The following is a 12,505-nucleotide window of genomic DNA, read 5'->3' as shown; positions in this document are numbered from 1 at the left end:
ACGGCACGATTGTCCGACCTTGCCAAAGGCCGCACCGGATATCCGGTGCGGCCTTTGCTGTTTGTCCCGAAAACGCATGGAAGGAACCGCGATGAGGCGCCAGCTCTTCGAAGAAGACCATGAGATGTTCCGCGAAATGGCGGCCGAGTTCAACGTCCGTGCCGTGGCCCCGCATTACGCGCAGTGGGACCGGGACCACATGATGCCGCGGGAGCTGTGGACCGCCGCCGGGGAACAGGGCCTGCTGGGGCTCGCCGTCCCCGAGGAGTTCGGCGGCCTCGGCATGACCGACTACCGGTTCCGCGCCGTGCTGGATGAGGAATTCGCCAAGAGCAACCACCTCGCCGTGGGCCTGGCCTTCCACCTGCACGACGACATGGTCCTGCCGCATCTGCTGGCCTACGGCTCGGAGGATTTGAAGCAGCGCTGGCTGCCCGGCATGGTTTCCGGCGAGACCGTCACCTCCGTGGCCTGGACCGAGCCGGGCGCGGGCTCCGACCTCCGCGGCGTCCGCACGAAGGCCGTCCGCGACGGCGATGACTGGCTGATCACCGGCCAGAAGACGTTCATCGGAAACGGCATCTCCGGCGACGCCGCCCTGGTCCTCGCCCGCACCGACGGCGGGAGCGGCCGCGGCGGCGCCGAGTCCTTCTCGCTCTTCATGGTCCGCAAGGGCGAGGGTTACACCACCGGAAACCAGCTCGACAAGATGGGCCTGAAGGCCTCCGACACCGCCGAGCTCTTCTTCGACAACGTCCGGGTCCCGCACGCCGACCTGGTCGGCGAGGTGGGCCAGGGGCTGCGCTACTGCGCCGGCCAGCTGCCGCAGGGCCGGCTGGGCATCGCCGTCGCCGGTTCCGCCGTCGCCCGGGCCGTCTACGAGGCGACCGTGCGATACACGAAGGACCGCAACGCCTTCGGCGAGCGGATCATCGATTTCCAGAACAGCCGCTTCGAACTCGCCGACATCCTCACCGAGGTCGAGGTCACCGAGTCCTACGTGGACCGGGCCATCACCGCGTTCAACGCCGGGGAACTCGACGCGTCCTCTGCCGCCCGGGTGAAGCTGTGGGCCTCCGAGCGGGCGAAGTCCGTCACGGACCGCTGCCTGCAGCTGCACGGCGGCTACGGCTACATCATGGAATACCCGGTGGCGCAGGCCTTCCTCGCCGCCCGCCTGCTGACCATCTTCGGCGGCACCAACGAGATCATGCGAGACGTCGTCGGCCGCGGCATCGCCGGCTGACCCGTCCCCTCCCCCGCACCACTCCGTCCCCCGCACCAAAGGAAGCTCCGCGCCATGACTGTCCTGCCCATCACCATCTGGGGCGAACCCGTGCTGCACCGCCGGGCCGCCGAGGTCGAGGTCTTCGACGACGAGCTGCGGACCCTGATCGCGGACATGTTCGAAACCAACGACGCCGCCAACGGCGTCGGCCTGGCCGCCCCGCAGGTGGGGGTCGGCAAGCGCCTCTTCGTCTACAAGTACGAGAACGACGATGGCGCGCCGCCCTCCGGTGTCGTGGTCAACCCGGTCCTCACCCTCTCCAAAGTCTCCGGGGCGCTCCCCGACCCCGACGAGGAAGAGGAAGGCTGCCTGTCCTTCCCGGGCGGCCACTACCCCCTCAAGCGGGCCGAATGGGCCCGCGTGCAGGGTTTCGACGGCGAGGGCAACCCGATCGAGTTCGAGGCGACGGGCTGGTTCGCCCGGGTCATGCAGCACGAATTCGACCACCTCGACGGCAAGCTGTACGTCAATCGCCTGATCGACCGGTACTCCCGCAAGGCGATGAAGCAGGCCAAGAATAGCGGCTGGGGCGTCCCGGGCCTGACCTGGATGCCCGGCGTGGACCCGGACCCCTTCGGGCACTAACCGGAGAGGACCCGGGACACCGGCGGCCGCCGCTCCTATGCTTGGCAGCATGGAAGCCACTCTGCCCGCCCCGGCGAAGCCCATCCTGACACTCACCATCAATCCGGCGCTGGACGTCAGCACCACCACGGAGCAGGTCACCAGCGGCCATAAGCTGCGCTGCGGCCCCAGCCGCCTGGATCCTGGCGGCGGCGGCATCAACGTGGCCCGCGTGGTCCAGCGCCTCGGCGGCCGGCCCCTGGCCATCTACACCGCCGGCGGGCCCACCGGCGAGGCCTACCGCCGCCTGGTCGAGGCGGAGCGGCTGCCCGCCCTGGTGGTCCCGATCCAGGGCAGCACCCGGCAGGACTTCACCGTGGACGAGACCGGCAGCGGCGAGCAATTCCGCTTCGTCCTCCAGGGCCCCGAGCTCAGCGAACCCGAATGGCGCCTCTGCCTGGGGTTGGTGGCCGACGCCATCCAGCCCGGCGGCTACGTGGTGGCCAGCGGCAGCCTGCCGCCGGGCGTGCCTGAGGACTTCTACGCCCGGATCGCCCGCCTGGCCCGGGAGCAGGGCGCCCGCTGCGTGGTGGACGCCTCAGGTCCCGCCCTGGCCGCGGCCCTGGCCGAGGGCGTCTTCCTGGTCAAACCCAGCCGGCGGGAATTGGGCCTGCACTTCGGCGCCACCCTGAAAGATGAGCAGGCCGAACTCGACGCCGCCGCCGCGCTGGTGGCGGACGGCTCCGCCGAGAACGTGGCTCTGACCCTCGGCGGGGCCGGCGCCGTACTCGCCTCGGCGGCGGGGACGCTGCGCCTGGCCGTCCCGAAGGTGGAGGTCCGCAGCACCGTGGGTGCCGGAGACAGCTTCCTCGCGGCATTCGTCCTGCGGCTGGCGCAAGGGCTGGACAGCGCCGCCGCGTTCCGCTCCGCCGTCGCGGCGGGCAGCGCAACGGTCACCACCCCGGCCACCGAGCTCTGCCACCGGGACGACGTCGAGCGGCTGGAAGCCGAACTGGCCCGGCAGGAGTTCAGCCTGGCCTGATGGTGGGTTGGCCGGATTGTTGGTTGGCCTGATGGTCGATTGATCCGGGCAGCTTCCGAGCACCCGCCGCATCGCCTCCTTTTCCGCCGCCGTCACCCACAGGGCGTAGGCCGCCTTCACCGAGACCTGGCGGGCGACGTAGTGGCAGCGGAAGGCCTTGTTGGGCGGGAGCCAGCCGGCGGCGTCCGAGGAGCTTTTGTCCTGGTTGGCAGGGCCGTCCGCAGCAACCAGGTTCAGCGGGTCGTTGGCGAGGTGTGTGCGCTGCAGGGCAGTGAGCTGCTGCGCGCCGGTCTGCCACGCGTCGCCGAGCGCCACGACGTGGTCGATCTGGATGGCTTTGCTGGACTCGGCCCCACGTCTGAAGGCGGTCTGCCGGCCGGTATAGGGCTCTCGAAAACTGCCGGACCCGATCCGGCAGCGGGACCCGTCCGTGAAACGGGCGTCGGCCATGTCCCTCCGCAGGATGTCGTTTCGGGTGTCGCAGCCGTTCCGGTCGACGTCGAGCCACGCCTGTTCAAACGCCGCCCGGTCATAACTGGCGGCGGGATCCCGAATCCTGACCGGCAGTGATTCCAGCAGGTCCGCGGCCCGGCCCGCCGGCACCGCCCGCACCGAGGCGACGGGAGTCATCCACGCCGCCACCACCGGGGCGTCCGAGGGCCCGTCGGAGAACCCGCCGCCGAAGCGGAACTGGCCATCGGCAAAGAACCAGACCAGCGCCAGGAGGACGGCCAGCGCGGCGGCCGCCAGGACAATCCACGCTTGGCGGGACCGCCGTCGTGCCCTCCGGTACTGCGCCCACGTGACGCTCACGCGGTCTCCGCGGGGTCCGGTGCCGGGCGCTGGTTTTCCATCACGGGAATAGCCTAGGCCGCTCCCCGCCCCGGGCCGCGGTTATGCACAGTGTGGAGGGAAGGTCTCCCGCGGGGCACCGGGCTACTGTTCGCGGGTGACGCGGCGGAGGTCCTCCTCCGCGAGGTTCGACAGGGCCTCCAGCTGGGCGACCCGGGCGTCGTCGATCTCGCCGGCTTCACGTTTGGCGCGGGCGTCGTCGAGGAGCCGCTTGGCTTCCTTGGCATTGCGCCGGGCCACATCGAGGGCGTGTTCAAGGGTGGTTTCGTGCTCCGTAGCCTGGTTCTGTTCCATGGCTCCCATTGTGGTTCGCTTTCCCGGCCGTTTCCAGAGAACCGGCCGGGAAAGCGCTCCGTGTCGGTGACTTAGCCGACCTCGACGGGCAGGCCAGCGGCCTCAAGGGTGGCGACGGCGTCCTTGGCGGGGAACGACGGCGGGTTGACCCCGGCCATTTCCTCCATGACCCGGACCACCTGGCAGCTGTAGCCGAACTCGTTGTCATACCAGACGTAGAGGACGAGGTTCTTGTCGTTGGAGATCGTGGCGAGCCCGTCCACGATGCCGGCGCGGCGGGAGCCGACGAAGTCGGTGGAGACCACCTCGGGAGAGTCGATGTAGTCGATCTGCTTCCGCAGCTCGGAGTGCAGCGACATCTCACGCAGGTAGTCGTTGACTTCGTCCTTGGTGGTGCCGTTCTCGAGGTTCAGGTTCAGGATGGCCATGGAGACGTCCGGGGTGGGGACGCGGATGGCGTTGCCGGTGAGCTTGCCCTGGAGTTCGGGGAGGGCCTTGGCGACGGCCTTGGCGGCACCGGTCTCGGTGATGACCATGTTCAGCGCTGCTGAGCGTCCGCGCCGGTCGCCCTTGTGGAAGTTGTCGATCAGGTTCTGGTCGTTGGTGAAGGAGTGGACGGTCTCCACGTGGCCGTGGATGACGCCGTAGCGGTCGTTGATCGCCTTCAGCACCGGGGTGATGGCGTTGGTGGTGCAGGACGCGGCGGTGACGATCTTGTCCTCGTCGGTGATCGCGGCGTGGTTGATGCCGTGCACGATGTTCTTCAGGTCGCCCTTGCCCGGTGCGGTGAGCAGGACCCGGGACACGCCCTTGCTCTGCAGGTGCTGGGAGAGGCCCTCGGCGTCACGCCAGCGGCCGGTGTTGTCGACCACCAGCGCATCGTGGATGCCGTAGGCGGTGTAGTCGACGGTGGCGGGGTTGTCCGAGTAGATGACCTGGATCTGCACGCCGTTGGCGGTGATGGTGTCGTTCTCGAGGTCAACCTTGATGGTGCCCTCGAAGGAGCCGTGGACGGAGTCGCGGCGGAGCAGGCTGGCGCGCTTGGCCAGGTCATTGTCCGAGCCCCGGCGCACCACGATCGCACGCAGGCGCAGGCCATGGCCGCCGCCGGCCTTTTCGATCAGGAGGCGGGCCAGGAGGCGTCCGATGCGGCCAAAGCCGTAGAGCACGACGTCGGTGCTGGTGCGGTCATCGCCGCCGCGCTTGCCGACAACCTCGGCGAGTTCTTCGCGGAGGAACTCGTCCAGGCTGACGCCGTCGCCCTCGGCGCGGTACTTTTCGGTCAGGCGGGCGATGTCGATGGCCGCGGCGCCGAGATCCAGCTTGGTGAGCGCGTCCAGCAGCGGGGCGGTCTCCTCGAGGCGGAGTTCCTCCTTGCTCATCCGGCGGGCGAAGCGGTGCGCCTTCAGGATGTTCATGGTGGACTTGTTGATCAGGCTCCGGCCGTGAATGGAGGTCACCACGTTGTTTTCGCGGTACAGCCGGCCGATCACCGGAATCATGGCCTCGGCGAGCGCCTCCCGGCCCATCCACGTATCAAGACAAGAATCTGACGTCTGGCTCACAGAACTACCTTCCTAAAATCCACCGCATACGTCCTCGTGTGCGGAAGTCGGCCGCCGGCGGGTCTCCGGAACCTTCTCGCTGCGGGGATTCGGTCCACCCCGGCGAGCGCGTGACCGCAAAGAAAAAGCCACCGGCTGCGAACGCAGACCCGATGGCTGAACCTCTACGTTCACGCTCCATTCTAGGGCGGACCCCCTCCCCCTACCGGCCGGTACAGGGTGAAATCACTCACATCGGATTGCCGGGGTTTCCCGGCACCACTGGCCTAGGATGGCGGCATGGGACTCATCGTTGCACTTCTTGTCATCTGGCTCATCCTCTCGATCCTTGGCTTCGTGGTGAAGGGCCTGCTGTGGCTGGCCATCATCGGCCTGGTCCTCCTGGTCGCCACCGCCGTGTGGGGCTGGATCAAACGCAAAGCCTGACCCGCACGTCCACCAACGGCTGAGGGCCGGCACCGCATGGTGCCGGCCCTCAGCCGTTGTCCTGCTCTAAGTCGTGGGATGGGTTGACCGATACGCCGGGTTCTGTGGTCCCGGGCCGTTGCCGGCACGGGAATAGCGGCCATCCATCTACGAACGCCGTTGCCGACGCCCTCCAGCAGCCTACCCGGACACTCGGGCGGGCAGCCCTCAAACGTGTCCTGTCTGGCCTTGCTCCGGGTGGGGTTTACCTAGCCTTCCCGGTCACCCGGGAAGCTGGTGGTCTCTTACACCACCGTTTCACCCTTACCCGGCCGCGGAACCGTGCAAACACGGCGCCGCCCCGGGCGGTCTGTTCTCTGTGGCACTGGCCTGCGGGTTACCCCGAGTGGGCGTTACCCACCACCCTGCCCTGCGGAGCCCGGACGTTCCTCGAGTCACTTGCGTGACGCGCGGCCGCCTGGTCAACCCATCCGCTGACCATTCTACGGTCTGGCCGGCAGGCCGTTCGCCCCGGATCCTTCCGCCCCGGCCGGTGGGAGAATGGAAACAGGCACCCCACCGTCCAAGGAAGCGATCCGGATGGACTTCACCGCCGTCGTCATATGGCTGATCGTCGCCGTCCTCGTGCTGATCGCCGCCCGTTCCTCGATCAGGATCGTCCGTCAGTATGAGCACGGCGTTCTCTTCCGCCTGGGCCGGGTAATCGGCGTGCGGATGCCGGGGCTGCGCTTCATCATCCCGGTCGTCGACCGGCTGCAGCTGGTCAGCCTCCGGATCGTGACCATGCCCATCCAGTCCCAGGGGATCATCACCCAGGACAACGTCAGCGTGGATATCTCCGCTGTCGCCTATTACCGCGTCATCGACGCCGTGAAGTCCGTCGTCGCGATCGAGAACGTCGCCGCCGCCATCAACCAGATCGCCCAGACCACGCTCCGTAAGGTGGTGGGCCGGCACAGCCTGGACCAAACGCTCTCCGAGACCGAGCGCATCAACGGGGATATCCGGGAGATCCTGGACGCCCTGACCCTGGAATGGGGCGTCGAGGTGACCCTGGTGGAGCTCAAGGACATCCAGCTGCCCGAGAGCATGAAGCGGGCCATGGCCCGGCAGGCCGAGGCGGAGCGGGAGAAGCGGGCCAAGATCATCGCCGCCGAGGGCGAATCGATCGCGGCCGCTGCCCTCGGCGAGGCCTCGGACATGATGATGGAGCACCCGCTCGCCCTGCAGCTGCGGAACCTGCAGTCTCTGGTGGAGATCGCGGTGGACAAGAACTCCACGGTCGTCTTCCCGGCACCTCTCATGAGCACCATCGGAGAGCTCTCGGCCTTCCTCGCCCGGGAGAACCAGGCCGCGGCGGCCGCCGCCCGGACGGCAGCCACGCCGCCGGCCCCTCCCCCGCCCAGCTAGGCGCGCCACCACCTTCACGAGGCCCGGCAGCCGTCACCAGGCCGGATCCGGGTGACGAAGCCGCGCCGGTAGGATCGTACGGTGCTGATTCTGCTCCCGCCCTCCGAGGGTAAGACCCCCGCAAGCCGCGGCGACGCCGTCGACCCCTCGTCGCTGAGTTTTCCCGCCCTGAACGACGGGCGGGCGCAGGTGCTGGAGGCCCTCGGCACGGTCAGTGCGCACGAGGACGCCTTATCGCTGCTGGGTGTAGGAGCCTCGCTGAGCGCCGACGTCGAACGCAACACCAGGCTGCACGCCGAGCCCGCCGCGCCCGCCCACCAGGTCTACTCCGGGGTGCTCTACGACGCCCTGGGCTACTCTTCGCTGACCCCGGCGCAGCGGAAGAAGGCCGACGCGTCCGTGCTGGTGGTCTCCGCGCTTTGGGGCGCCATCCGGTTCGGCGACCGGGTGCCGGCCTACCGGCTCTCGATGGGCACGGCGCTCCCCGGAATCGGGCGCCTGGCCTCCTACTGGAAACCGCAGATCACCGCAGCTTTGGCCGGGGAGACCGACGGCGAGCTCCTGGTGGACTGCCGCTCCAGCACCTACGCGGCCGCCTGGGCCCCGCCGCCGGAGCGTACCGTTGCCGTGAATGTGTTCGCCGAGGTCAACGGGGTGCGCAAGGTGGTCAGCCACTTCGCCAAGCACACCCGCGGCGAGCTGGCCCGGCACCTGCTGACCCGGCGCGGCAGGGCTCCGCAGACCCCCGCGCAGCTGCAGAAGGCGGCGGCCGAGAAGTGGCCGGCGGAACTGGTCCCCGGTACGGCCCGGAAGCCGCACACGCTGAACCTGCTCCTGCCGGGCTAGGCCGCCGTCAGGCCCATTCGGCGGAGCGGACCAGGATGCAGCCGGAGTCAGGGCAGAAGACGATGTCGTCCTCCGCGGCGGCCTTGATCTCGGCCAGGTCGCCGGGGCTCAGCTGCATGCCGGAGCCCTCCGAGGTGCCGTGGAACAGCCGGGCGGCGCCGACGCCGCGTTTGGCCAAAGTCTTTTCGTAGATCGCCAGCATGCCCTCGTCCAGGCCTGCCGCAAACTCTGCCCGCTGCCCGCGGACCACGGTGTGTTCCGCGGCAACCTCGGCGAGCTTCTCGTCGATCTCGGCGCGGATGCCGGCGAACGAGCCCTGGATGTCGTCGACAATCTGCTGCTGCTCCGCCTGGCGCAGGCGCAGAGCATCCAGCCGCTCCAGGACTTCGAGCTCCACGTCCTCCAGGTCCGAGCGGCGCTTGTTCAGGGACGCGATGTCCTTCTGCAGGGCCACCAGGTCCTTGGACAGACCGGTCCCGCTGTTCAGCCGGGCCTCGTCGCGGGTGATCCGGGAGGCCACCTGCTCGACGTCTGCCTCGGCGCGTTTGAGCTCCAGTTCCGCGTCGGCGACGGCCACCTTCGCCGCGCCGAGCTCACCGTTGGCCACGCCCAGGGCGGCCTCCAGGTCGGTGATGCGGGAGTCGCCTTCGAGGCTGCGGCGGCGGTTGGAGAGTGACTTCAGTTTCGCGTCGAGCGCCTGCAGCTCGAGTAACTTCATCTGTTCCGCCGGGGCTGCCTTGGCCACTGTTTCCTCCGAGTGTCTGTCGTCCGGCCGTGCCGGGCACCTGAACGGCGCTCCCTCGACTCTAGCGCGTGGCATGCCCTGCGCTCACCCGGGGCTCCACGCATGCCAGGCCCAACGCAGACCAACGCAGACCTCAGCCGGACTCAGCCGGGAGTGAGGATGAAGTCCCACGGGTCGCTGTTGGTGGTGCTGACCCGGATCTCGACGTCGTGGCCCTGGTCCGCCAGGACGTTACCCAGCGCCTCGGCCGCCGCAGGGAGCCAGAGCCATTCGCTGGCGAAGTGCGAGACGTCGATCAGGTAGGGGCGGTCGTTAAGCGCGGCCTCGCGGGCCTCGGAGGCAGGGTGGTGGCGCAAGTCGGCGGTGACATAGACGTCGGCGTTGCTGGCCCGCACCTGATCGAAGAGCGAGTCGCCGGCCCCGCCGCAAACCGCCACCCGGCGCACCAGGCCGTCGCGGTCGCCGGAGACGCGGACACCGCCGGCGACGGCGGGCAGGATGCCGAAGACACGGGCGGCGAAGTCACCCAGGGTCTCGACGTCGGCGAGGTCGCCGACCCGTCCGATGCCTTCCTCGGGGAGCCCGTTCGCCGCCTGGGTCAGGGGCTGGACGTCCTGCAGGCCGAGCGCGTCAGCCAGCACGTCGGAGACACCTCCCACGGCGGAGTCGCCGTTGGTGTGCACGGTCAGCAGCGCGGTACCGGTTTCGATCAGGCGGTGCACCGCCCGGCCCTTGGGCGTGTTGGCCGCCACCGAGGTCACGCCCTTGAGCAGCAGGGGGTGGTGGGTGATGAGCAGTTCCGCTCCCCACTCCACGGCCTCCTCGATCACTTCGAGGGTGGGGTCGACGGCGAAGAGCACGCGGGTGACCGGCGCGGACGGGTGTCCGGCCACCAGGCCCACCTCGTCCCAGCCTTCGGCCAGGGATTCGGGCCAGAGTTCCTCGACGGCCACCTGGACGGCGCCGAGGGTGGCGCCGTTGTCCCCGGCATCGGCGGTCTCATCGGTGCCCTCGTGGCGGGCTGTCCCGGCGTCGGCGGTTCCTGCTGTGTCAGGGGTGTTCCCGGTGCTTCCCGTGGGAGCGGCATCGTCCGGGGCGGGGCCGGCGGGCGGGGCTGAAGCGTCCGTATCCTCTGGTTCCATACCCACATTCTTACCCTATTGACCGTCCGGGACGCCCTGCGGGAATGATCCGGACGGTTCATCCATTGAACAAGGAGGATCCCGTACGGACGATCCCGCACGGGCCGAAAGGAACAGCATGCAGGAAACCAAGACAGGAGAACGCGTGGACACCGACGTCGTGAACGGCAGCAGCGAACGGACCTTTGTGCTGGGTGGCGGCTGCTTCTGGTGCCTGGACGCCGTGTACCAGAAGACCCGAGGCGTGACCTCGGTGGTCTCGGGCTACACCGGCGGTCACGACCGAAACCCCGACTACTACTCGGTCTGCTCCGGGACCACCGGCCACGCGGAAGTGGTGGCGGTCAGCTTCGACGAATCCGTCATCCCGGCGGAGGTCATCCTGGACATGTTCTTCGCCCTGCACGATCCCACCACGCTGAACCGGCAGGGGTACGACGTCGGCACGCAGTACCGCTCGTCCATGTTCTACGAGACCACGGAGGAGAAGATCCTGTTCGAGGAGGCCATCGAGCGGAACCAGGAGCTGTGGGCCAACCCGATCGTCACCGAGGTCAGCCGGTTGCCGGTCTTCCACGTGGCGGAGGATTTCCACCAGGATTACTTCGCGAAGAACCCGGACCAGGGCTACTGCCAGGTGATTATCAACCCGAAGCTGGCGAAGGCAAGGAAATATTACTCCGCATGGCTTAATGCTTAGCCGGGCTTCTCGCGCCCTCAATAAGCTGACCCTAGAATTCCCTCCTCACAGATAGGCACATTTCCCCATGGCACGAATCTATGACGACGTAACCCAGCTTGTCGGCGGCACCCCGCTGGTCCGCCTGAACCGGCTGTCCGAGGGCCTGGACGCAACCGTGGCCGTGAAGCTGGAGTTCTACAACCCGGCCAACAGCGTCAAGGACCGGATCGGCGTCGCCATCATCGACGCCGCGGAGAAGTCCGGCGCCCTCAAGCCCGGCGGCACGATCGTCGAGGGCACCTCCGGCAACACCGGCATCGCCCTGGCCATGGTCGGCGCGGCCCGCGGCTACAAGGTCATCCTCACCATGCCGGAGACCATGTCCACCGAGCGCCGCGTCATGCTGCGCGCCTACGGTGCCGAGATCGTCCTGACGCCAGGTTCCGAGGGCATGCGCGGCGCCGTCGAAAAGGCGCAGGAGATCGTCGCCAACACCGAGAACTCCATCTGGGCCCAGCAGTTCGCCAACGAGGCCAACCCCGCCGTCCACCGCCGCACCACGGCCGAGGAGGTCTGGGAGGACACCGACGGCAAGGTGGACATCTTCGTCGCCGGCGTCGGCACCGGCGGAACCGTCACCGGCGTCGGCCAGGTCCTCAAGGAGCGCAAGCCCGGCGTGCAGATCGTCGCCGTCGAACCCAAGGACTCCCCCATCCTCAACGGCGGCGCCCCCGGCCCGCACAAGATCCAGGGCCTGGGCGCGAACTTCGTCCCCGAGATCCTCGACACCACCATCTACGACGAGGTCATCGACGCCTCCCTCGAGGACTCCGTCCGGGTGGCCCGGGACCTCGGCGTCAAGGAAGGCATCCTCGGCGGCATCTCCTCCGGTGCGATCGTCTGGGCCGCGCTGGAACTGGCCAAGCGGCCGGAGAACGCCGGTAAGCTGATCGTTGCCGTGGTCTGCGATTTCGGGGAGCGCTACATCTCCACCGTGCTGTACGACGACATCCGCGGCTGACCCTAACGCGGCCGCATTCTCAGAAAGAATTTTGTGGGCTTTTTCGCACGACTCAAGGAAGACCTCGACACCGCCCGGTCCCACGACCCGGCGGCGCGAGGCTCTTTCGAAAACTTCTTCGCCTACTCGGGGCTGCACGCAATCTGGGCCCACCGGCTCACCCACCGCTTGTGGCAGAACCCGTCGCTGCGGTTCCCGGCGCGGCTGATCTCCCAACTGGCCCGGTTCATGACCGGCATCGAGATCCATCCGGGCGCCACGATCGGCCGGCGGTTCTTCATTGACCACGGCATGGGCGTGGTGATTGGCGAGACGGCGGAAATCGGCGAAGACGTGATGATCTACCACGGCGTCACCCTCGGTGGTCGCTCGCTGGCGAAGATCAAGCGGCACCCCACCATCGAGGACCGCGTCGTGATCGGCGCCGGCGCCAAGGTCCTGGGCCCTATCACCATCGGCCGGGACAGCGCCATTGGCGCGAACGCCGTCGTGGTCAAAGACGCCCCGGCCGAATCGATCCTGACCGGCGTGCCCGCCACCTGGCGGCACCGCGACGCCCAGCGCGAGACCAAGAAGGCCGTCGACCCGGCCGAGTACCTGATCGAATACCGCATCTAGGGTTAAACCA

13 protein-coding genes, 1 other RNA gene and 1 pseudogene are annotated in these 12,505 nt (G+C 68.4%); 9 read left to right on the top strand and 6 right to left on the bottom strand.

The window, feature by feature from the left end; genetic code table 11:
- Positions 1 to 91: 91 nt before the first annotated feature.
- Genes ACFUCU_RS01320 through ACFUCU_RS01310 form a run of 3 tightly spaced genes read left to right on the top strand, consistent with a single transcriptional unit; the run spans position 92 to position 2,894 of the window.
- Positions 92 to 1,246 carry an acyl-CoA dehydrogenase family protein gene (locus ACFUCU_RS01320; RefSeq protein WP_377970166.1) on the top strand — a complete coding sequence of 385 codons (1,155 nt, stop codon included), beginning with the start codon at positions 92 to 94 and terminating at the stop codon, positions 1,244 to 1,246.
- A 54-nt stretch (positions 1,247 to 1,300) separates the two neighbouring features.
- Positions 1,301 to 1,873 carry a peptide deformylase gene (def, locus tag ACFUCU_RS01315; RefSeq protein ID WP_377970164.1) on the top strand — a complete coding sequence of 191 codons (573 nt, stop codon included), beginning with the start codon at positions 1,301 to 1,303 and terminating at the stop codon, positions 1,871 to 1,873.
- Between the two features lie 49 nt (positions 1,874 to 1,922).
- Positions 1,923 to 2,894: a 1-phosphofructokinase family hexose kinase gene (locus tag ACFUCU_RS01310; protein WP_377970163.1), complete on the top strand. Its 972-nt coding sequence runs from the start codon at positions 1,923 to 1,925 to the stop codon at positions 2,892 to 2,894.
- Positions 2,895 to 2,924: 30 nt separating this feature from the next.
- Here the strand turns inward: ACFUCU_RS01310 and ACFUCU_RS01305 are convergent.
- From ACFUCU_RS01305 to ACFUCU_RS01295, 3 genes and pseudogenes are all read right to left on the bottom strand, one after another.
- Positions 2,925 to 3,707: pseudogene (locus ACFUCU_RS01305) on the bottom strand (HNH endonuclease family protein); the annotation flags it as partial.
- Between the two features lie 123 nt (positions 3,708 to 3,830).
- A complete protein-coding gene (locus tag ACFUCU_RS01300) occupies positions 3,831 to 4,040 on the bottom strand; it encodes a hypothetical protein (RefSeq protein ID WP_290257583.1) in 210 nt (69 codons plus the stop codon).
- Between the two features lie 71 nt (positions 4,041 to 4,111).
- Positions 4,112 to 5,605 carry a glyceraldehyde-3-phosphate dehydrogenase gene (locus tag ACFUCU_RS01295; protein ID WP_377970161.1) on the bottom strand — a complete coding sequence of 498 codons (1,494 nt, stop codon included), beginning with the start codon at positions 5,603 to 5,605 and terminating at the stop codon, positions 4,112 to 4,114.
- Between the two features lie 279 nt (positions 5,606 to 5,884).
- Between ACFUCU_RS01295 and ACFUCU_RS01290 the strand changes: the two genes are divergently transcribed.
- The gene (locus tag ACFUCU_RS01290; RefSeq protein WP_290257580.1) at positions 5,885 to 6,031 is read left to right on the top strand and encodes a hypothetical protein; all 147 of its coding nucleotides are present in this window, start codon (positions 5,885 to 5,887) and stop codon (positions 6,029 to 6,031) included.
- Between the two features lie 75 nt (positions 6,032 to 6,106).
- Here ACFUCU_RS01290 and rnpB read toward each other — a convergent pair.
- Positions 6,107 to 6,500, bottom strand: an RNA gene (rnpB, locus tag ACFUCU_RS01285) — RNase P RNA component class A.
- A gap of 110 nt (positions 6,501 to 6,610) precedes the next feature.
- Between rnpB and ACFUCU_RS01280 the strand changes: the two genes are divergently transcribed.
- The gene (locus ACFUCU_RS01280; protein WP_290257879.1) at positions 6,611 to 7,441 is read left to right on the top strand and encodes a slipin family protein; all 831 of its coding nucleotides are present in this window, start codon (positions 6,611 to 6,613) and stop codon (positions 7,439 to 7,441) included.
- A gap of 81 nt (positions 7,442 to 7,522) precedes the next feature.
- Positions 7,523 to 8,287, top strand: coding sequence for a YaaA family protein (locus tag ACFUCU_RS01275; protein WP_377970159.1), 765 nt, complete (start codon positions 7,523 to 7,525; stop codon positions 8,285 to 8,287).
- 7 nt (positions 8,288 to 8,294) lie between these two features.
- Here ACFUCU_RS01275 and ACFUCU_RS01270 read toward each other — a convergent pair whose 3' ends face one another.
- Positions 8,295 to 9,032 carry a zinc ribbon domain-containing protein gene (locus ACFUCU_RS01270; protein ID WP_290257578.1) on the bottom strand — a complete coding sequence of 246 codons (738 nt, stop codon included), beginning with the start codon at positions 9,030 to 9,032 and terminating at the stop codon, positions 8,295 to 8,297.
- Between the two features lie 143 nt (positions 9,033 to 9,175).
- Positions 9,176 to 10,174, bottom strand: coding sequence for a Nif3-like dinuclear metal center hexameric protein (locus ACFUCU_RS01265; protein WP_377970156.1), 999 nt, complete (start codon positions 10,172 to 10,174; stop codon positions 9,176 to 9,178).
- A gap of 118 nt (positions 10,175 to 10,292) precedes the next feature.
- On the opposite strand from ACFUCU_RS01265, the gene msrA reads away from it, so the two are divergent.
- From msrA to epsC, 3 genes are all read left to right on the top strand, one after another.
- Positions 10,293 to 10,874, top strand: a complete 582-nt coding sequence (gene msrA, locus ACFUCU_RS01260; RefSeq protein WP_290257574.1) for a peptide-methionine (S)-S-oxide reductase MsrA — start codon at positions 10,293 to 10,295, stop codon at positions 10,872 to 10,874.
- Between the two features lie 67 nt (positions 10,875 to 10,941).
- Positions 10,942 to 11,877 carry a cysteine synthase A gene (gene cysK / locus ACFUCU_RS01255; RefSeq protein ID WP_364135082.1) on the top strand — a complete coding sequence of 312 codons (936 nt, stop codon included), beginning with the start codon at positions 10,942 to 10,944 and terminating at the stop codon, positions 11,875 to 11,877.
- Between the two features lie 33 nt (positions 11,878 to 11,910).
- The gene (epsC, locus tag ACFUCU_RS01250; RefSeq protein ID WP_290257571.1) at positions 11,911 to 12,495 is read left to right on the top strand and encodes a serine O-acetyltransferase EpsC; all 585 of its coding nucleotides are present in this window, start codon (positions 11,911 to 11,913) and stop codon (positions 12,493 to 12,495) included.
- The last annotated feature ends 10 nt before the right edge of the window (positions 12,496 to 12,505 follow it).

Source organism: Arthrobacter sp. NPDC057259 (assembly GCF_042668995.1).
GTDB lineage: Bacteria > Actinomycetota > Actinomycetes > Actinomycetales > Micrococcaceae > Arthrobacter.
The sequence above is the reverse complement of the archived record's forward strand: the minus strand, read 5'-3'. Positions and strand labels throughout refer to the sequence as shown.

What these genes read in the sequence shown, in the direction of transcription:
- ACFUCU_RS01320 (WP_377970166.1), top strand. Translation starts at nt 92, where the DNA reads ATGAGGCGCCAGCTCTTCGAAGAAGACCATGAGATGTTCCGCGAAATG.
- def (WP_377970164.1), top strand. Translation starts at nt 1,301, where the DNA reads ATGACTGTCCTGCCCATCACCATCTGGGGCGAACCCGTGCTGCACCGC.
- ACFUCU_RS01310 (WP_377970163.1), top strand. Translation starts at nt 1,923, where the DNA reads ATGGAAGCCACTCTGCCCGCCCCGGCGAAGCCCATCCTGACACTCACC.
- ACFUCU_RS01300 (WP_290257583.1), bottom strand. Translation starts at nt 4,040, where the DNA reads ATGGAACAGAACCAGGCTACGGAGCACGAAACCACCCTTGAACACGCC.
- ACFUCU_RS01290 (WP_290257580.1), top strand. Translation starts at nt 5,885, where the DNA reads ATGGGACTCATCGTTGCACTTCTTGTCATCTGGCTCATCCTCTCGATC.
- ACFUCU_RS01280 (WP_290257879.1), top strand. Translation starts at nt 6,611, where the DNA reads ATGGACTTCACCGCCGTCGTCATATGGCTGATCGTCGCCGTCCTCGTG.
- ACFUCU_RS01265 (WP_377970156.1), bottom strand. Translation starts at nt 10,174, where the DNA reads ATGGAACCAGAGGATACGGACGCTTCAGCCCCGCCCGCCGGCCCCGCC.
- msrA (WP_290257574.1), top strand. Translation starts at nt 10,293, where the DNA reads ATGCAGGAAACCAAGACAGGAGAACGCGTGGACACCGACGTCGTGAAC.
- cysK (WP_364135082.1), top strand. Translation starts at nt 10,942, where the DNA reads ATGGCACGAATCTATGACGACGTAACCCAGCTTGTCGGCGGCACCCCG.